Annotated in this window: 19 protein-coding genes and 1 riboswitch; of the genes, 5 read left to right on the forward strand and 14 right to left on the reverse strand. The window is 62.0% G+C overall.

Annotated elements, in window-relative coordinates:
* Nucleotides 1-6: 6 nt before the first annotated feature.
* From gcvP to RBH77_RS13835, 11 genes are all read right to left on the reverse strand, one after another.
* Complete coding sequence (gcvP, locus tag RBH77_RS13785) at nucleotides 7-2,808, reverse strand: aminomethyl-transferring glycine dehydrogenase (RefSeq protein ID WP_311028173.1); 2,802 nt, start codon at nucleotides 2,806-2,808, stop codon at nucleotides 7-9.
* Between the two features lie 33 nt (nucleotides 2,809-2,841).
* Nucleotides 2,842-3,210: a glycine cleavage system protein GcvH gene (gcvH, locus tag RBH77_RS13790; protein WP_311028174.1), complete on the reverse strand. Its 369-nt coding sequence runs from the start codon at nucleotides 3,208-3,210 to the stop codon at nucleotides 2,842-2,844.
* A gap of 6 nt (nucleotides 3,211-3,216) precedes the next feature.
* The gene (gene gcvT / locus RBH77_RS13795; protein ID WP_311028175.1) at nucleotides 3,217-4,323 is read right to left on the reverse strand and encodes a glycine cleavage system aminomethyltransferase GcvT; all 1,107 of its coding nucleotides are present in this window, start codon (nucleotides 4,321-4,323) and stop codon (nucleotides 3,217-3,219) included.
* A 144-nt stretch (nucleotides 4,324-4,467) separates the two neighbouring features.
* Nucleotides 4,468-4,555, reverse strand: a riboswitch (glycine riboswitch).
* A 49-nt stretch (nucleotides 4,556-4,604) separates the two neighbouring features.
* Nucleotides 4,605-5,009: a helix-turn-helix domain-containing protein gene (locus RBH77_RS13800; protein ID WP_311028176.1), complete on the reverse strand. Its 405-nt coding sequence runs from the start codon at nucleotides 5,007-5,009 to the stop codon at nucleotides 4,605-4,607.
* A 235-nt stretch (nucleotides 5,010-5,244) separates the two neighbouring features.
* Entirely contained in the window at nucleotides 5,245-5,652 is a 408-nt protein-coding gene (locus tag RBH77_RS13805; RefSeq protein WP_311028177.1) for a lysozyme inhibitor LprI family protein, read from the reverse strand.
* A 100-nt stretch (nucleotides 5,653-5,752) separates the two neighbouring features.
* On the reverse strand, nucleotides 5,753-6,118 hold the full coding sequence (locus RBH77_RS13810; RefSeq protein ID WP_311028178.1) for a hypothetical protein: 366 nt from the start codon (nucleotides 6,116-6,118) through the stop codon (nucleotides 5,753-5,755).
* A gap of 587 nt (nucleotides 6,119-6,705) precedes the next feature.
* Entirely contained in the window at nucleotides 6,706-7,497 is a 792-nt protein-coding gene (locus tag RBH77_RS13815; protein WP_311028179.1) for a molybdopterin-binding protein, read from the reverse strand.
* Nucleotides 7,498-7,499: 2 nt separating this feature from the next.
* A complete protein-coding gene (locus RBH77_RS13820) occupies nucleotides 7,500-8,402 on the reverse strand; it encodes a cytochrome b/b6 domain-containing protein (protein ID WP_311028180.1) in 903 nt (300 codons plus the stop codon).
* A 155-nt stretch (nucleotides 8,403-8,557) separates the two neighbouring features.
* The gene (locus tag RBH77_RS13825) at nucleotides 8,558-9,022 is read right to left on the reverse strand and encodes a YaiI/YqxD family protein (RefSeq protein ID WP_311028181.1); all 465 of its coding nucleotides are present in this window, start codon (nucleotides 9,020-9,022) and stop codon (nucleotides 8,558-8,560) included.
* A gap of 64 nt (nucleotides 9,023-9,086) precedes the next feature.
* Nucleotides 9,087-9,488 carry a DUF3597 domain-containing protein gene (locus tag RBH77_RS13830; RefSeq protein ID WP_311028182.1) on the reverse strand — a complete coding sequence of 134 codons (402 nt, stop codon included), beginning with the start codon at nucleotides 9,486-9,488 and terminating at the stop codon, nucleotides 9,087-9,089.
* A gap of 79 nt (nucleotides 9,489-9,567) precedes the next feature.
* On the reverse strand, nucleotides 9,568-10,233 hold the full coding sequence (locus RBH77_RS13835) for a DUF1345 domain-containing protein (RefSeq protein WP_311028183.1): 666 nt from the start codon (nucleotides 10,231-10,233) through the stop codon (nucleotides 9,568-9,570).
* Between the two features lie 174 nt (nucleotides 10,234-10,407).
* On the opposite strand from RBH77_RS13835, the gene RBH77_RS13840 reads away from it, so the two are divergent.
* The 4 genes from RBH77_RS13840 (at nucleotide 10,408) to RBH77_RS13855 (ending at nucleotide 14,315) form a co-directional block, all read left to right on the forward strand.
* Nucleotides 10,408-12,420, forward strand: coding sequence for an acetyl-CoA carboxylase biotin carboxylase subunit (locus RBH77_RS13840; RefSeq protein ID WP_311028184.1), 2,013 nt, complete (start codon nucleotides 10,408-10,410; stop codon nucleotides 12,418-12,420).
* Complete coding sequence (locus RBH77_RS13845) at nucleotides 12,421-13,101, forward strand: HAD hydrolase-like protein (RefSeq protein WP_311028185.1); 681 nt, start codon at nucleotides 12,421-12,423, stop codon at nucleotides 13,099-13,101.
* Between the two features lie 114 nt (nucleotides 13,102-13,215).
* Nucleotides 13,216-13,614 carry an NADH:ubiquinone oxidoreductase subunit NDUFA12 gene (locus RBH77_RS13850; protein ID WP_311028186.1) on the forward strand — a complete coding sequence of 133 codons (399 nt, stop codon included), beginning with the start codon at nucleotides 13,216-13,218 and terminating at the stop codon, nucleotides 13,612-13,614.
* Nucleotides 13,615-13,748: 134 nt separating this feature from the next.
* Complete coding sequence (locus RBH77_RS13855) at nucleotides 13,749-14,315, forward strand: DUF2155 domain-containing protein (protein ID WP_311028187.1); 567 nt, start codon at nucleotides 13,749-13,751, stop codon at nucleotides 14,313-14,315.
* A gap of 27 nt (nucleotides 14,316-14,342) precedes the next feature.
* On the opposite strand, the gene RBH77_RS13860 is transcribed toward RBH77_RS13855, so the two are convergent.
* Nucleotides 14,343-15,671, reverse strand: a complete 1,329-nt coding sequence (locus tag RBH77_RS13860) for a DNA polymerase IV (RefSeq protein WP_311028188.1) — start codon at nucleotides 15,669-15,671, stop codon at nucleotides 14,343-14,345.
* Nucleotides 15,672-15,737: 66 nt separating this feature from the next.
* Between RBH77_RS13860 and RBH77_RS13865 the strand changes: the two genes are divergently transcribed.
* Entirely contained in the window at nucleotides 15,738-16,352 is a 615-nt protein-coding gene (locus RBH77_RS13865; protein WP_311028189.1) for a GNAT family N-acetyltransferase, read from the forward strand.
* Nucleotides 16,353-16,372: 20 nt separating this feature from the next.
* Here RBH77_RS13865 and RBH77_RS13870 read toward each other — a convergent pair whose 3' ends face one another.
* Nucleotides 16,373-17,029 carry a hypothetical protein gene (locus RBH77_RS13870; protein WP_311028190.1) on the reverse strand — a complete coding sequence of 219 codons (657 nt, stop codon included), beginning with the start codon at nucleotides 17,027-17,029 and terminating at the stop codon, nucleotides 16,373-16,375.
* Entirely contained in the window at nucleotides 17,026-17,325 is a 300-nt protein-coding gene (locus tag RBH77_RS13875) for a DUF3572 domain-containing protein (RefSeq protein ID WP_311028191.1), read from the reverse strand. Before RBH77_RS13875 ends, RBH77_RS13870 begins: the two co-directional genes overlap by 4 nt.
* Nucleotides 17,326-17,485: the final 160 nt, after the last annotated feature.

Genomic DNA, 17,485 nt, shown 5'->3' on the forward strand with positions numbered 1-17,485 from the left:
CCTGGCTCAGCTCGCCAGCGCCTCCATTGGCGGGCAGGAGCAGACGAGGTTGCGGTCCCCGGCCACGTTGTCTATGCGCGACACTGGCGGCCAGTATTTCGTGGCGGGATCCGCATTCGTGTCGGGGAACGCAGCGGTCGTACGCGAATAGGGATGCGTCCATTCGTCAGCGAACGTATCCGCCGCCGCATGCGGTGCGTTGACCAACGGATTGTCTTCCTTCGACCATTCGCCTCTTGCCACCTTGCCGGCCTCGCCAGCGATGGCGATCATGGCGTCGCAGAACCGGTCGAGTTCGCGTTTCGGCTCCGATTCGGTCGGCTCGACCATCAGCGTGCCGGCCACCGGCCATGACATCGTCGGCGCGTGAAAACCGTAGTCTATCAGCCGCTTGGCGACATCTTCCACTGTGATGCCCGCGCTGTCCTTCAGCACCCGTGTGTCCAGGATGCATTCATGTGCCACGCGTCCGTTGCGGCCGGCATAGAGCACTGGATAATGCGCCCTCAACCGCTCCGCCACATAGTTGGCCGACAGGATGGCGTTTTCCGTCGCCTGCTTTAGTCCGGTAGCGCCCATCATGCGGATATACATCCAGGTGATCGGCAGGATCGAAGCGCTGCCGAAGGGTGCCGCGGCCACAGCGTGCGAAGAGCCGAGCGCTTCATGTCCCGGCAGGAAGCGTTTCAGATGCTTCGCCACGCCGATCGGCCCAATGCCTGGGCCGCCGCCGCCATGCGGGATGCAGAAGGTCTTGTGGAGGTTCATGTGGCAAACGTCGGCGCCGATGTCGCCCGGTCGCGCCAGTCCGACCATGGCGTTCAGATTTGCGCCGTCGAAATAGACTTGGCCACCATGCTCATGCACGACTGAACAAATGTCGCGCGCGCCTTCCTCGAACACGCCATGTGTCGAGGGATAGGTGAACATCAACGCTGCGAGGTTTTCCCCATATTGCGTCGCCTTGGCCTTCAGATCGTCGAGATCGATGTCGCCGTTTTCCGTGCAGGCGACGACGACGACGCGCATGCCCGCCATATGCGCGCTAGCCGGGTTGGTGCCGTGCGCGGAAGAGGGGATCAGGCAGACATCGCGATGCTTCTCGCCGCGCGCGAGATGATAGCGGCGGATGGCGAGCAGGCCGGCATATTCGCCCTGGCTGCCGGCGTTGGGCTGCAATGAAACCGCTGCAAAGCCGGTGATCTCGGCAAGCCAGCCCTCGAGTTGACCGATCATCTGGCGATAGCCGCGCGTGTGCCGAACCGGCGTGAAGGGATGGAGGTTCGCGACCGACGGCCAGCTTACCGGCATCATCTCGGCAGCCGCATTCAGCTTCATCGTGCAGGACCCGAGCGGGATCATGGCGCGGTCGAGTGCCAGATCCTTGTCCGAGAGCCGGCGCAGGAAACGCATCATTTCCGTCTCGGAGCGGTTCTCGTGGAAGACCGGCTGCGTCAGGAAATTTTTTCCACGCGGCTTGCCGGGCAGGGTGGACTTCGCGCTCTCAGCAACCTTCGCACCGAACAATTCCGCAATCGCTGTGAGATCAGCCTCGGTAGAACACTCATCGAAAGTGATGCCGAGATCGTCGTCACTGATGACGCGAAACAGCACCTCGCCCTTCTCGGCCGCCCTGGCGATCTCACGCGCCTTGCCTGTGGCGCGGACCAGGACGGTGTCGAAGCGGCTTGCTCCGACGACCGTGACCTTCGCTGCTTCCAGCCCTTCGGCAAGCCGGCAGGCCAGTGCGTGAATGCGCTCAGCGATCGCCTGTAAGCCTTCCGGTCCATGCCAGATGGCATAGGCGGCGGCCATGTTGGCGAGCAGGGCCTGTGCCGTGCAGATGTTCGAGGTCGCCTTCTCGCGGCGGATGTGCTGTTCGCGCGTCTGCAGCGCGAGGCGATAGCCGGGCCGCCCCTTGCTGTCGACGGACTGGCCGACAAGACGGCCGGGCATCAATCGGGTCAGCCGGTCGGCCACCGCGCAATAGGCGGCGTGCGGGCCGCCAAAACCAATGGGCACGCCGAAGCGCTGCATGGAGCCGACCGCAATGTCGGCGCCAAGAGAAGCGGGCGGCTCGCTGAGCGTCAGAGCCAGCGGGTCGGCGACGAAGATCACCAGCGCGTCCACTTCCTTTGCCTTGCGGATGGCGGCCGAATGGTCGCGATAGACGCCGAACGTGTCGGGCCACGGCACGATCAGCGCCGCCGCCTCGCCGTCCACTTTGCCCTCCGCGATTGTCATGCCGAGCGGATCGGCGCGTGTCTTCGCGACATCGAGAGCTTGCGGATGCAGCGCGCCGGCGAGTACCACGCGCGTCCGCTTCTCGCGGTGGTGCCGATACGCCATTCCGACGGCCTCGGCCACCGCCGTCGCCTCGTCGAGCAGCGAGGCCGAAGCGATCGGCAACCCGGTCAGTTCGGTGATCAGCGTCTGGAAATGGAAGAGCATCTCGAGCCGCCCCTGGCTGATCTCGGCCTGATAGGGCGTGTAGGCAGTATACCAGGCCGGATTCTCGAACAGGTTGCGCTGGATCACCGGTGGGACGAAAGTGCCATGATAGCCTTGGCCGATGAAGCTCTTCAGCACCTTGTTTTTGCCCATTATCGCTGAAAGCTCGCCGAGGGCTTCCGCTTCGCTAGCGGCGGCCGGCAGGTCGAGCGAGCGGTCGAGGCGAATCGATTTCGGCACTGCCTGCGTGATCAGCGTTTCAACGGAGGGGATTCCGAGCGCCGCCAGCATGGCGCGCTGGTCCTGTGCGCTTGATCCGATATGGCGGGCGGCGAAGGGAGATGCGAGAGAAATCATGTTGCGATCCTGCCTGAGATTTGTGCCGGATATTCAGCCGATCAGTTTCTTGTAGGCGGCTTCGTCCATCAGGCCCGACAACTGGCCTTCGTTCGACAGCTTCATCTTCCATAGCCAGCCATCGCCGGTGGCCGCTGAATTGACCAGCGCCGGCTCGCTCGAAAGCTTGTCGTTGACGTCCGCGATCTCCCCGTCGACGGGGGCATAGACGTCGGAAGCGGCCTTCACCGATTCCACCACGACGGCGGCCTCGCCCTTGGCGAGCTTGCGGCCTTTTTCCGGCAGTTCGACGAAGACGATGTCGCCGAGCTGTTCCTGTGCGTAATCGGTGATGCCGATTGTCGCCACGCCGTTCTCGACGCTGATCCATTCATGGTCTTCGGTGAAATAGGTGCTCGCCATAGAGGATTATCCTTTGCGATAGCGGTGAGGGACGAAAGGAAGGGTATGCACGTTGATTGGCAGCCTGTTGCCGCGCACGTCGGCGAAAAGGCGGATGCCCGGCTTGGCGAGTTCGGTCGCGACATAACCCATGGCGACCGGCGCTTCGGCGCTCGGACCAAAGCCGCCTGAGGTGACGCGCCCGATGCGCTCGCCGTTTTCGGTGAAGAGTTCGACACCGTCGCGTACCGGTTGGCGTCCTTCCGGCTTCAGCCCGACGCGTTTCTCGGAAGCACCTTGCGCTCCCTTTTTCGCCAGCGCCTCGGCTCCGATGAAGGCGCCTTTTTCCCGTACCGGTTTCGAGATCGCCCACATCAGCGCGGCGGAGACGGGGTCGGTGGAAGGATCGATGTCCTGCCCGTGCAGGCAAAGACCGGCTTCGAGCCGCAGGCTGTCGCGCGCGGCGAGGCCAACCCATTGGACACGCTCATCGGCGAGCAGGTTCTCGGCGAGCGCTGCGCCGTCCTTCACCGGTACGGCGATCTCGAAACCGTCCTCGCCCGTATAGCCGGATCGCGTCAGGAACCAGCCAGGCCGGGGCTCGAAACCGTGCATGAAGCTCAGATGCGCCGCGTCGATCCCCGCGGCGACGAGCACCGCTTTCGCGTCCTGTCCTTGTAGCGCTAGAAAGACACGTTCCAATGGCTCGACTTTGCAGTCGAAATCCTTCGCTACGGCCTTCAAATGCTTCTCGTCGGCTGCCGCGTTGCCGGCATTGGCGACGACCATGAAGCGATGCGAGCCGAGCCGCGTGACGATCAGATCGTCGAGGATGCCGGCATGCTCATCGAGCAGCAGCGTATATTTGGACTGGCCGTTATCGAGGGCGTTGGCATCGAGTGGGCAGGCCCGGCCGAGGAAGGCGGCGGCATCGGGGCCGCTCACTTCGAAGAGCCGCATGTGCGAGATGTCGAAAAGCCCGGCATGGGCGCGTGTATGAAGGTGCTCCTTCATGACGCCCGCCGGATAGCTGATCGGCATGGACCAGCCGGCAAAGGCGCCGAAACGCGCGCCGGCGGCCTTATGCAGATCCTGCAATGGAAGAATTTTGGTAGCTTGCTCGTTGCCGCTCATGGCTTCTCCAGAAAAGCACGACCAGCCGCTCTCGCGGCCATTCCGTGCCCCTCTGTCTGAAGCCTGAGAGACTCGCGCCCCGGAACTCTGTCGGCGGCGCTTACACCTTCGGCGCAGGGTTTCCCCCGACTTTCCAGAGCGTCTTTCCCGTCAACGGTTCTTTTGCCTGAGAGATTTCGGGCGATTTCCCCTTCGGCGGCCGCACGAGGCGACTCTCTCCCGCAAACGGTTGGAGCCGAAGCTCCCGACGGGCCAATGCTTACCTCACGGCAACGGGAATGTCACTCCCCCGCCGTCAGCTCTTCCAGAAGCGATTTGTTGATCCGGCCGAGATTGCCCAGTTCCTTGCTTATCCGTCCGATCAACTCGCCGGTCTCCTCGTGCAGCGAGGTCAGTTTCTCCAACTGGCCGGCGACTTTCTCGGCGCTTACGCGCTCCACCGGTTCGACGGGTGAAGTCCCGACGCCGTGGAGCAGCCACGATATCGAAACGCTGAGCAGGCCGGAAAGCATATTCAGCCGATGCGTCGCCGGCTGCGAGCGGTCGCGCTCCCAGGCGTTCACGGTCGCGATCTTCACGCCGAGGCGCCAGGCGAGATCCTTTGCCGTCAGGCCGGCGGCTTCGCGGGCGCGGGAAAGCCGGCCGCCCATCGTGTCCATGTCCGGCTTCTGTTCGTAAATATTCATCGTATCGGGGTCTCCCGCATCGTTCCGGATTGTATGGGGTCGTTCCATGTCGCTTTTACGACATGGTCCACCAATATAACGACCACGCCGCGAGAGACAACCTCTGTGGCCGAATTGGCCCCTCGGATTGGATTTCTAATCCGGACAAGATCATTGCCGGCTAAGGGGACGGATCATTGCTGGTTCGGCACAGGTGTGGTTCCGCACGGACTGGTCGGAGGCGGTGGCGGCTGCATCAGTTCGCGGCCGGAACCGGGCAGTTCTGATCGCCTTCCTGACAATTGAGGTAGCCTTGTAAGTCCTTGATGCGGGATTTGGTCAGGCCGTCCATGCACATTGAAACAAGCATTGGCATAACGCTTCCTCCCGCCGCCTCTGCAGTCTGGAAACTGCACTCCGCGTCGCGAAATTTGACCCAATTGCGCTGAGCTTGAATGAAAAGCTTCTTGGTATCCGCGTCGTCCTTCAGGCGCCCTTGGACCTGTTTGTAAAGGTCGTTAAGTTTTTTGTCGGATTGCTTGAACGAAGCATCGGCGCACTGGTTCATGGTTGCCTGATCCTGGGCATCGGCACATTTGTCCTTGGCAAAGGCAAGGGTCGGCATGGCCAGAATCATTGCTGCAGTCAGTATCCCGATTTTCATCGATTATCCTCCATTTAGATCCTGCCTGTTGGCGGTGGGGTTCACGTCGTGCCGGTATCGAGGTTGCCGCGAAGCCGCATATCTTCGGCGATCATCAGCCTCATTCCGTAACCGTCCGAGCAAAACACGTTGCCAGATTGGCGGGTACTCCGAGTTTCTTGGCCCAGGCAATCAGGCCGGGCTTTTCCGACGGCTCGGCATAGCCGCCCCACACGTCGCGGAACTTCTTCTTTCCGTTGACTTTCTGGAAGAACATCATTCCGTCGTCGGCAGCGGGCGTGGAGGCATAGGCGGCGCTCCAGTCGCCGCTCTCCAGGATCGCTTCAAATTTCACCTGTGCCGGTTTGACCTTGTTTTCCAGCGCTGCCGCGACAAGAGCCGCATATTCCTGCTTGCGCACCGTGGTCATCTCGACCTTCACGCCATCACAAGCGTTACTCGCGGCAAGAGCGCCCGTCAGCGTCATTCCCAAGCCCATGACGCAGATAACAACTATCTTGGCCTGTTGCCGCGCCGTGCCATGGAATTCGGACATGACTATCCTTCCTTTCCTCGATTCAAGGCGTATCAGCGGCCGTGCTTATTGAAGTTGGGGTTGCCGTTTCCGTTCGCATCGGCTGCCGAGAACTGATCGGCGTTGAGGATATCGGCGGTTTCTGCTCGACCGAGCCGTCATTGTCGGCGCCCAGCCTCTCGAAGGCCTTGGTCATAAAGGCCTGATATTCCTGTCGGTTCACCGCGTACGGTGCTTGTCGACCGCCCACCCAAGCCTAGCTTGAAAAAGTCACACAAAAGGACGGCTTATGGCAAGCCGCAGTGATTATTTGTGAATTGTGTTTCAATAATTTAACATGCCTTGAAAATATATGCGCGCCGAATACCAATCAGACCGGAAGCAACAGGCGAGATGCTTTCATTATCTTACAGAGATTATCCTTGGGTTTCGGTCAAATTTTCCCAAAATAGAAGCTATTTTGATGCAAAATCGCCGCAAATCGGAAAGAAAATTTTGGCCGCTAGGCGCTCTTGGCGATTTTGAGACATGAAGCCTTTTCAAATCCCGGCATACCAGTCGTAGCCGTTGTCTTCCCAATAGCCGCCCTTGCCGTCGCCGAAATGGGCAAGGCTGTCGGTCAGTTCGATCGACTTCACGTATTTCGCCATCTTGTAGCCGAGCTGGCGCTCGACGCGGCAGCGCAGCGGCGCGCCGTTCGCAACCGGCAGCGGCTTGCCGTTCAGACCGTAGGCCATGATCGTCTGCGGGTGACGGGCGTCGATCATGTCGATCGATTCGTAATATTTGATGCCGCCGGAGAGCGTCTCCTCGATCGTATCGAGGCATTTGAAGACGACATAGCGCGCCTCGGGCTTCACCTTCGCCTGGTCGAGCAGGTGGGCGAGCGGAACGCCGGTCCATTCGGCGATGCAACTCCAGCCCTCGACGCAGTCGTGCCGCGTGATCTGCGTGCGGCTCGGCATATTGCGAAGTTCGTCGAGCGAGAAAGAGAGGGGCTTTTCGACCAGCCCGCCGATCGCGAAACGGTAGTCGGCGAAATTGGAGGCCGCCAGCGAACGGTATTGGGGATCGTCCGGATCGGTGCTGCCGTTCGGCCGTTGCGGCTGGCGGATCTCGCTTTTGGGATATTCGCGCGCCAGCGCCTCGCGGCCTACCAGAAGACGCTGCGCCTTGTAGGTGAGGTCGTTGGCGCCTTCGATGAAGTTGCGCACGGCATTGTCGCGATCGCCGAGCGCGTCGAAGACATCGCAGCCGGACAGCATCAGCCCAGAGCTCGCGATTGTAGCCGAAGTAAGAAATTTGCGGCGGGAGAGCATGAATTTAGCCATCTCTATTCTCCCGGCTCCGGCATCGGTTTCGCCGGCGGGTCGGCGCGGTACCAGCCGGTAACGATGGATCGCAGTTCGTTGAACGGTCCTGCCGCCAGCACCATCAGGACATGGGCGATGAAAAAGAGGACCAGCAACGTCATGCCGATGAAATGGATGGTGCGCGCCGTCTGTCGGCCGCCGAAGATGTCGAGCAGGAAGGGGAAAGCCGTATCCATTGCGGGCGACATGGTCAGTCCCGTCAGGATCATCAGCGGCAGCAGGATGAAGAGCACGCCGGCGTAGGAGAGCTTCTGCAGGACGTTGTAGTCGCGTGCATGGTGAAAGCGGAAGCGGAGATGATCGGCGATATCCCTTGGAAGCCGCCTGATATCCGCGCCGCGCGGCAGGAGATCGCGCTTGACGTGCCCATTGATGAGGCTCGAAACGAGCCAGATCAGCAGCGTCGCCGCCAGCACCCAGGCAAAGAAAAAGTGGATGACGCGCCCGGTCGCGAGGTCCTGGTAGGAGGGGATCGTCACCCAGGCCGGGAAGGCGCGGGCCGCAAGGTCCTCGCCGCTGCCGGAGAGCCCGAGGACGCCGGTCGTGTCGACCGTCTTGCCGAAGAGCGTCGTGTAGCCTTTCGGGCCCTGTACCGTATTGGCGGCGCTGAAGCTCAGGATCGCATTGTCGAAGCCGAAGCCGGATTGCTGCCCGATATAGAGGTCGGGTCGTGCATTGAATATCTGCAGGCCGGAAAGAAGCAGGAAGAACAGGCTTAGCGCCCACAGCCAATGGGTGACGCGCGTCCACGCGGATTGCCGATAGACGAGGGGCCTGGCTGGCGCCACAGGATCGACCGCGGTTTCAGGGGTAGAGTTGCCGGATGCTCCGAAACCGGTCGGCAATTCTGTTTCGTTCGTCATGGAAGCGGCCCTCCATGGCCGTTCGTCCTGTTCACGTCGTCGAGTCGACGTTGGGTACGAGTAGTAACGGAGCCTGCGAGCTTCGTGTTTCAATCTAGCATGAAATCTTTTTGAGGGGTGCGTGAGAGGAGTAGCCGTTGGGCTACGTACGGTTCTCAGCCAGCCCCCCGCAGCGCCTGCCGGACCAGGCGGTCGAGCGCCTGCAGGAAGGAAGAGCGGTCGCGCTGGCCGAAGGCGGCGTTATAGCCTTTCGATTCGCCAGTCTCGCGCAGATGCCGGTTGAGTTCGCGTATGCCTAGTGCGGCGCCGATTGTCTCGACGGTGAATATCCTGCCGGTCGGGCCGACCGCGAGGGCACCGCGCTCCAGCACGCGTGCCGCAAGCGGAATGTCGGCGGTGACCACGATGTCGTTCGGCCCGGCGTTTTCGGCAATCCAGTTGTCGGCGGCGTCGAAGCCTGCCGAAACGATGACGTTGCGGATCATGGGATCGCGCGAAGGCCGCAGGCCCGAATTGGCGACAAAGGTGACAAAGAGGCCATGCCGTTCCGCCACTTTCACGATTTCGTCCTTGACCGGACATGCGTCGGCGTCGACGAGGATGCTGGGTGGCTTGGTCACGGAAATATTGCCTGCCGCCGGCGCATCCCTGTCGGGGCGCCGGCGTATGGAGCGCGTCTGGCTGTCAGTGCATCAGGTCCGCGGGGACCTTGCCGCCGTTCTCGGCAAGCTTCTTCATCAGCGCCTTATGGAGCCAGATGTTCATGGTCGCTGAATCGCCCGTGTCGCCTGTATAGCCGAACTCCTTGGCGAGTTCCTTGCGGGCCGAAAAGCTGCTGTCGAGGTCGAGCGCCTTCATCGTATCCACGATGGAGGTACGCCAATTGAGCTTCTGGCCCTTGGCCTTGACCGCGGCTTCCATGACGGCGGCGACATCCACCGGCGACGACGGCGCGGCGCCGGCAGGCGTCGAAGCGGGCGCGGATGGAGCGGTCGGAGAAGAAGCCGTCGGCGTCGTGCCGGCAGGGGCTTCCGCTGCTTCGGCCTTGCCGAAGATGGCGTTCTTGATGCTGTCGAAAATACTCATGACCTCTCCTGAGTGTTTGTCCGCCCCTTCGCGTTATGAGAGCATCATTTGACGGCAGGAACAAGACGGCGGACGCGGCTCACTGACCGAGCGACACGGCTACGTTGACCGCCGCCGCGACGATCACCGTGTTGAAAAAGAAGGAGACGACACCGTGCAGCAGCACCGCGCGGCGCATGGCGGTTGAACTGATGCCCGTATCGGCCGTTTGAGCCGTCATGCCTATGACGGTCGAGAAATAGAGGAAATCCCATCCGCCGGGCGGCGCGTCGCCGGGAAAGTCGAGTCCGCCACGGGGCTCGCTCTTCTTGTCCTTGGTGCTGTCTTTCCGGTCGCCTGGCCACCAGTACAGATGCGCGTAGTGCAGCGCGGCCATCAGATGGATGGTGAACCAGCCTAGCGGGATGGCTGCCAGCGAGAAGGCAAGCCGCAACGGCCGTGGGTCCGGGCTGTCGTAGACGACCTCGAAAAGACCGAATATCGCGACGCAAATAACGGCGAGCGTGACGATGAAGATGATCTGCACCGGCAGATCGGTCTTGCGAGCGTTCCGTCGTAGATAATCGGCCGTGAAGAGGGGCATATCGCGCACCACCAGCACGATATAGACCGCGAAAAAGACGGTTGCTCCGAAGGTGGACGCAAGCGGGGCGGAAAATACCAGCGATGCGCAGAATGCCGTAAGACCCGCAGCCGCCGCGATATAAAAGGGAATGTGTCGGCCGAACGGCCTTTTCAGCCACATGAATGCGCATCCTTTCGCTCCGGCCAGGCGCATGTTTTGCGCCCGCGCGTCGCTGCCTGCAATCCTTGCTTGCTTGTTTCGACCGACGCACGGCGGTCCTTCGTCATTTGGCGGATTGAGCCTTTCGCATAGAGCCCGTAATACGGGATCGTTGTCCGGAGGAACGCTTCCCGCATGTTCAGCAAGATATTGATCGCCAATCGCGGCGAGATCGCATGCCGCGTCATCAAGACAGCGCGCAAGATGGGCATTGCCACCGTTGCCGTCTATTCGGATGCGGACCGCAAGGCGCTGCATGTCGAGATGGCCGACGAGGCGGTGCATATCGGCCCGGCACCCGCAGCCGAAAGTTACCTCGTCGCCGAACGTATCATCGAGGCCTGCAAGGCGACCGGTGCCGAGGCCGTTCATCCGGGCTACGGGTTTCTTTCCGAGCGCGCCTCCTTCTGCGAGGCGCTCGAAAAGGAGGGCATCGTCTTCATCGGTCCGAAGCCCAAGGCGATCCGCGCTATGGGCGACAAGATCGAATCGAAGAAATTCGCCGCCGCCGCAAAGGTCAGCACCGTTCCCGGCTATCTTGGGGTAATCGAGGATGCCGATCATGCCGAGAAGATCTCGGGCGAGATCGGCTATCCGGTGATGATCAAGGCGTCCGCCGGTGGCGGCGGCAAGGGTATGCGCATCGCCTGGTCGAAGGCGGAGGTGCGCGAGGGCTTCGAACGGGCGAAATCGGAAGCGAAAAGCTCCTTCGGCGACGACCGCGTCTTCATCGAGAAATTCGTGGTCGAGCCGCGCCATATAGAGATCCAGGTGCTGGCCGACGCACACGGCAACGCCCTTTACCTCGGCGAGCGCGAATGCTCCATCCAGCGGCGCAACCAGAAGGTCGTGGAAGAGGCGCCGTCACCGTTTCTGGATGCAAAGACGCGCGCTGCCATGGGCGAGCAGGCGGTGGCGCTGGCGAAGGCCGTCGATTACCAGAGTGCCGGCACGGTCGAGTTCATCGTCGACAAGGACCGTAATTTCTACTTCCTCGAGATGAACACGCGCCTTCAGGTCGAGCACCCTGTAACGGAACTCGTCACTGGCGTTGATATCGTCGAATTGATGATCCGTGTCGCCGACGGCGAGAAACTGGCGCTCGAGCAGGGCGACATAAAGCTGAATGGCTGGGCGGTCGAAAGCCGGATTTATGCGGAGGATCCGTATCGCAATTTCCTGCCCTCGATCGGCCGTCTGACGCATTATCGCCCGCCCGCCGAGGGCCGCGAAGGCGACCGCATCGTCCGCAACGACACCGGCGTCACGGAAGGATCGGAAATCTCGATGTTCTACGATCCGATGATCGCCAAGCTCTGCACCTGGGCGCCGAGCCGGCTGGAAGCCATCGACGCCATGTCGGAGGCGCTCGACAGTTTCGTCGTCAACGGCATCGAGCACAACATCCCGTTCCTCTCAGCGCTCATGCAGCATCCGCGCTGGCGCGAGGGCCGGCTTTCGACCGGCTTCATCGCCGAGGAATATCCGGACGGCTTCCATCCGCGCGAGCCCGAAGAGGACGAAAAAGGCATACTGGCCGCAATCGCGGTCGCGATCGAACTCATCCGCCGCGATCGCCTCGATCGACTGCCCGGCAGGCTGGCGCCGCATTCGGGCCGAGTGAAAAGCGACTGGTCGGTGCGGATCGGCAATGATTATGTGCCGGTTAACGTGGCCGGTGGGCACATTGCCGTTCCGCTGGAGATAGAGCTTGCCATCGGCGGCGCGCAGCCGGTGACGGTCGCTTCGGATTGGCGACCGGGCGATATCGTCTGGCATGGAGGGGTCGGCGGCCGGAAGGTCACGGCGCAGGTCCAGAGCATCTTGAACGGCATCCGTATCGCCTGGCGTGGCCTTTCGGTGACCGCGCGCGCCATGCTGCCGAAGACCGCTGAACTGGACCAGCTGATGCCGGTGAAGGTTCCCCCGGACACCTCCAGGCTGCTTCTCTGTCCGATGCCGGGCCTTGTTGTCTCGGTCACGGTCAAGGAGGGTCAGGAGATCAAGGCGGGAGAGACGCTGGCAATCGTCGAGGCGATGAAGATGGAGAACGTGCTTCGTGCCGAGCGCGACTTGACGGTGACGAAGATCAACGTCAAGCAGGGCGACAGCCTCGCGGTCGATGCCGTCATCATGGAGTTCGCGTAGATGCTGCGAGACAACCGCCCCGCAGTCCTTTTCGATCTCGACGGCACGATGACCGATCCGTTCGAGGGCATCACGCGCTCGATCCAGTATGCATTGGAAAAGCTGGGCAGGATCGCGCCAGCCGCCGACGATCTGCGCTGGTGCATCGGCCCACCGCTCACCGAAGCATTCAAGGCTCTGCTCGAGACCGAGGATGCCAATGCCATCGGCCGGGCAATCCTGCTCTATCGCGAACGCTACATCGCGGTCGGCAAGTTCGAGAATCGTGTCATCGACGGCATCCCGCAAACACTCGAAACGCTTGCGGATACCGGTTATCGCCTGATCGTGGCCACCTCCAAGCCGCGCAGCTATACGCTCGATATCCTCGATCATTTTGATCTTGCCCGCCATTTCGATGCGGTCCACGGGTCCGAACTCGATGGGCGAAACTCGGAAAAGACGGACCTGATCCGCCACATCATCCGGCAGGAGGCGGTCGAGCCGGCCACCGCGATCATGATTGGCGACCGCCTGCACGACATCGTGGGGGCCAACGCCAATAAGGTCGCGTCCATCGGCGTCCTTTGGGGCTATGGCGACCGCGCCGAACTGGAAGGCGCGGGTGCCGACCGCATCGCGGAACGACCGGAAGATTTGCCGGCGCATGTGGAAAACATGAACGCTGCCGTGGCCGGATAACCGATAGGGGAAGCCGCCATTGTCCGGATGTGCGGTGTATCTGTCCGTCCGCTCCACGGGCTCTTGCGTTCCCCGCGGGCGAAGGTCATAAGGCGGCATGCACCGAGGTCGTTCATGAAAGAATTCCTGACGCAGTTTTTCACTTGGTGGAACGGGCAGACGCTCGGCACTCGGCTTCATACCTGGCGGGCTGGCCAGCGTGTCGGCGAGGACGCGCAAGGCAACGTCTACTATGAGGGCGGAACCGATTCGGAAGGCCGCACGCGCCGGTGGGTGATCTATAAGGGTTATTCGGAAGCCTCCGACATTCCGCCAGGCTGGCATGGCTGGATCCACCACAGAGTGGACACGCCGCCTTCCGAGGAGGATTACAAGCCGCGCGAGTGGCAAAAGCCGCATCGGCCGAACCTTACCGGCACGCCGGCGGCTTATCGCCCCAGGGGCTCGGTGCTTGGCAACCGTCACCGGCCGCGCGTCGACGGCGACTACGACGCCTGGACGCCCGGCGGCTGAGGCGATTTGCGCGGCGCGTTTTCACAAGGCGGTATTTTCTCGCCACAATTGCGGGTTACCCGGATGCGTCTCGCGCGGCGGCGGCGCGGGGTTTCGATTTGGGCGTCGCGGGCAAATTCCAGCTTCGGTTACTCATGATACGTCCCACGTGCCATCAGAGGATCTCGCTCGCGGGAAGCGTGTTGCTTGCGCTCGGACTGGCGGGTGCGGCACACGCCGAGCGCATCAAGAATCCGGTCGCCGAGTTCGCCGGCATAGACAAGATCACCGGCCGGATCATGACTTTCGATGCCTATATCGGCGAGACGGTGCAGTTCGGCGCGCTGCAGGTGACGCCGCGTGTCTGCTATTCGGCGCCGGACACGGAGGAACCCAAGACGGATTCCTTCGTCGAGGTCGACGAGATCACGCTCGACCGCAAAATCAGGCGTATCTTCACCGGCTGGATGTTCGCGCAGAGCCCCGGCCTCAATGCCGTCGAGCACCCGATCTATGACGTGTGGCTGAAGGACTGCAAGCTGACCTCGGATGTGCCCATCCCGAAGGGCGACAAGGCGGCGGAGGAAGCGGCGAAGGCGGCTGCTGCCGCGAAGAAGAACCCGCAACCGGCCGAGAAGCAGGCGCCGAAGGCGGGCGACGAGGTTTCCCCGTCCTTCGATCAGAACGATAACACGCCGCCGCCAGCCGACCTCGAGGACTGATCCCGGATCGCTGGCCGAAAGTAGCCGCTAGGCGTCTGATTCCGGCTTGCTTGGGCGCGGTCGATGCCGGCCGAACGTATAGCCCGTTTCGACGGCGGCCTTCCCGAATTTGTCGCGCAGCCGATCGATTGCGCCTTCGGCCATCGCGCGTTTCCTCGCCTGCACATCGACCAAGTCCGGGGGGTCGGCCTTTTCCTCGCCAGTCAGGTCGCTGACGCCGATGCCGATCAGCCTGTAGCGCGTCCCGTCCGCCTCCTTCTTCAGGAGGTCCAGTCCCGTCTGGAATATGCGATCGGCGAGGCGTGTCGGATCGCCGAGCCGACGGTTGCGCGTCAGGATGTGGAAATCCTGCATTCTCAGTTTCAGAACGACGGTGCGGCCGGCAATGCCCGATTTCTTCAGCCGCGCCGAGACGCGTTCCGACAGCATGCGCAGGATCGGAACGAGATCGGCGAGCGAGGCGAGGTCGGTGTCGAACGTCGTTTCGGCGGAAACGCTCTTGGTTTCCCGGTCGGCGTGGACACGCCTCGCGTCCTGGCCGCGCGAGAGATGATAGAGCCGGTCCCCCATCGTGCCGTAGCGCTTCATCAACTCGCCGCGCTCCATGCGCTGGAGCTGGCCGATGGTGCGGATGCCGTCCTTCTCCAGCGTGGCGGCGAATGCCTTGCCCACGCCCCAGATCAGCGTGACTGGCTGGACGGCGAGGAAGCCGAGCGCTTCCGTCTCGCCGATCACCGCGAAGCCGCGCGGCTTGCGGTAATCGGAGGCCACCTTTGCCAGGAATTTACAGTAGGAGAGGCCGACGGAAACGGTGATACCGAGTTCCTTTTCCACCCTCAGCGCGAAACGGCCGAGCACGAGTGCAGGCGGTAGACCGTGCAAGCGCTCCGTGCCGGCGAGGTCGAGGAAAGCTTCATCGATCGATAGCGGTTCGACCAGCGGGGTAAGCTCGCTCATCATGGCGCGCACCTCGCGCCCGACACGCACATATTTTTCCATATCCGGCTTAATGACGACCGCTTCTGGGCAGGCGGCGAGCGCCTTGAACATCGGCATCGCCGAGCGGACGCCATGGATGCGGGCTATGTAGCAGGCCGTCGAGACAACGCCGCGCTTGCCACCGCCGATGATGACCGGCCTGTCCTTCAGTTCCGGATTGTCGCGCTTTTCGACCGCTGCATAGAAGGCGTCGCAATCGATATGGGCGAGGCTCAGTCGGTAAAGTTCCGGATGCTCGATGAGCCGGGGGCTGCCGCAGCTTTCGCAGCGCCGCGCTGCCTGCCGCTGCACGGTCAGGCAATCACGGCAGAAGCCGTGACCGGGATCGTTGACAGGAGGCGCGGAGCTTGCGAACATAAAGAGAACAATTTAGCTTGCCAAGCTTGTTTCATATCACAAGAGCATCGCGAGAGAGATGGGTCGATGGCGATCTCCACGGAACTGCTGACACCTGAGCGCTGGGCGGATTTCGAAGACCTCTTCGGCAAACAGGGCGCGTGCTACGGTTGCTGGTGCACGGCCTTCAGGCTGCCGCCCGCCGTGCGGCGGGAAAACAATCGCGAGCGCAACAAGGACCATATGCACCGGCGTGTGGAGGAAGGGCCGCCGCCTGGCATCCTCGCCTTTGACGAGGGAAAGGCGGTCGGCTGGATGCAGGTCGGGCCACGCCCCGACATACCGCAATGGAACAATGGGGGCCGCGCCTCGGCGCCATTCGAGGCAGGAGAAGAAAGCGATCCGTCGATTTGGGCGATATCCTGCTTCTTTATCCGCTCCGGTGCGCGCGGCAAGGGGCTCACCCATGCGCTGGTCTCGGCCGGGATCGATCATGCCAGGGAGGCAGGTGCGCGCTATCTGGAAGCATGCCCGATGGATCAGTCGAAGAACTCCCGCTCACTGGGCCTGTTCGTCGGTTCGACGCGGGTGTTCGAGAAGGCTGGTTTCCAGAGAATAGCGGAGCGCAAGGCAGGCCGGCCGCTTGTGCGGCTCGCTTTTCATGAGAATCAGAAGGCTGGAGAGAAGGGCGGACCCAATTGACGATCTCCGGATCTCGGCGATCAAACGCCCAACGCCTGGGCGATCTTCCGTCGCGCGTCTTTCCAGTCCGTTACCGTCGTGATTCCTTCCGGATCGAAAGGTGGGAGCAGGGCGCGGATCGAGTTGTCGGCCATCAGGTGAAAGAGCGATGCATCCGACACGCTCTCCCTTGCCGACAAGAGATTGCGGGGCAGATCATCGACAAAGGCGACCGGACGCTTCTTTTCTCCGCGAAGCATGGCAATCGCCGGTCCTTTCGGCATCTCTGTCGTGAGTAGGGGGTAGGGCAGACCGAGCCGGTCGAGATGGGTGCGCCGAGCCGCCCGATGCCGATGCGGCATCATCGTCAGAAGGACGATCTCGGCGCGGCCCCCGAAGGAAGCGAGTGCTTCGGCCGCGCCTTCCGCCATTTCCTGCCAGTCCGCCTGTACCGCGAAGAAGGCGTCGATCGCTGCGGAAACGCGTTCGGCAGCCGCCGGCTCATTCGTAGTCGCGTCGAAGACATTGCCATGGATGTGGAACGTCTCCAGCCTCAGTTCGAGCCCTTGCGAAGCCAGATAGCGCGGAAGCGGCCGGATGAATTCGAGCACGACATCGTCAACGTCGAGCACCAGAAGCGGCCGGTCGTCGAGCGCCAATTCGGCAATCTGCCGCACGGTTTCGGGATCATCGCTCATGTGGAAGCTTCAAAGCGGTCGTTGCCGTTCGCCAGCATCCGCCGTGCTTCGGCAATTGAGGCGGGCTCGGCGCCTGTCTCGGTAGCAAACCGCATCAGGCTCGGCTCGTGGGCAAGCAGGAAATCGAGCACACCTGCGAGAAAGCCGGGCTCCCGCGCCGCCTCCCTGATCGATGACGCCTCGATGCCGGTAATGGCGAGAAAGCGCGGAAGCAGTTCCGCGTCGCCCGCGATGAAGCCGAGCGCCGATATGGCTATCGTTTCGGCTTCTTCGCTGGAATGTCCGGCTCGTAGCATGAATGCGCTTTCCTTAGGCAGCGAGGATGGAAGGTATAGCGGAGGCTCTATACATCGAGAGAACGACCGGACCAAACTTTGCATTTCGGGACAACGGTTTGCCTTTCGTCAATCAAATTGAGTTAGGAAAAACGAAGGGAATCGGCTTGGCTGGATAGCG

Source organism: Mesorhizobium koreense, from assembly GCF_031656215.1.
GTDB classification, from domain to species: Bacteria; Pseudomonadota; Alphaproteobacteria; order Rhizobiales; family Rhizobiaceae; genus Mesorhizobium_L; species Mesorhizobium_L koreense.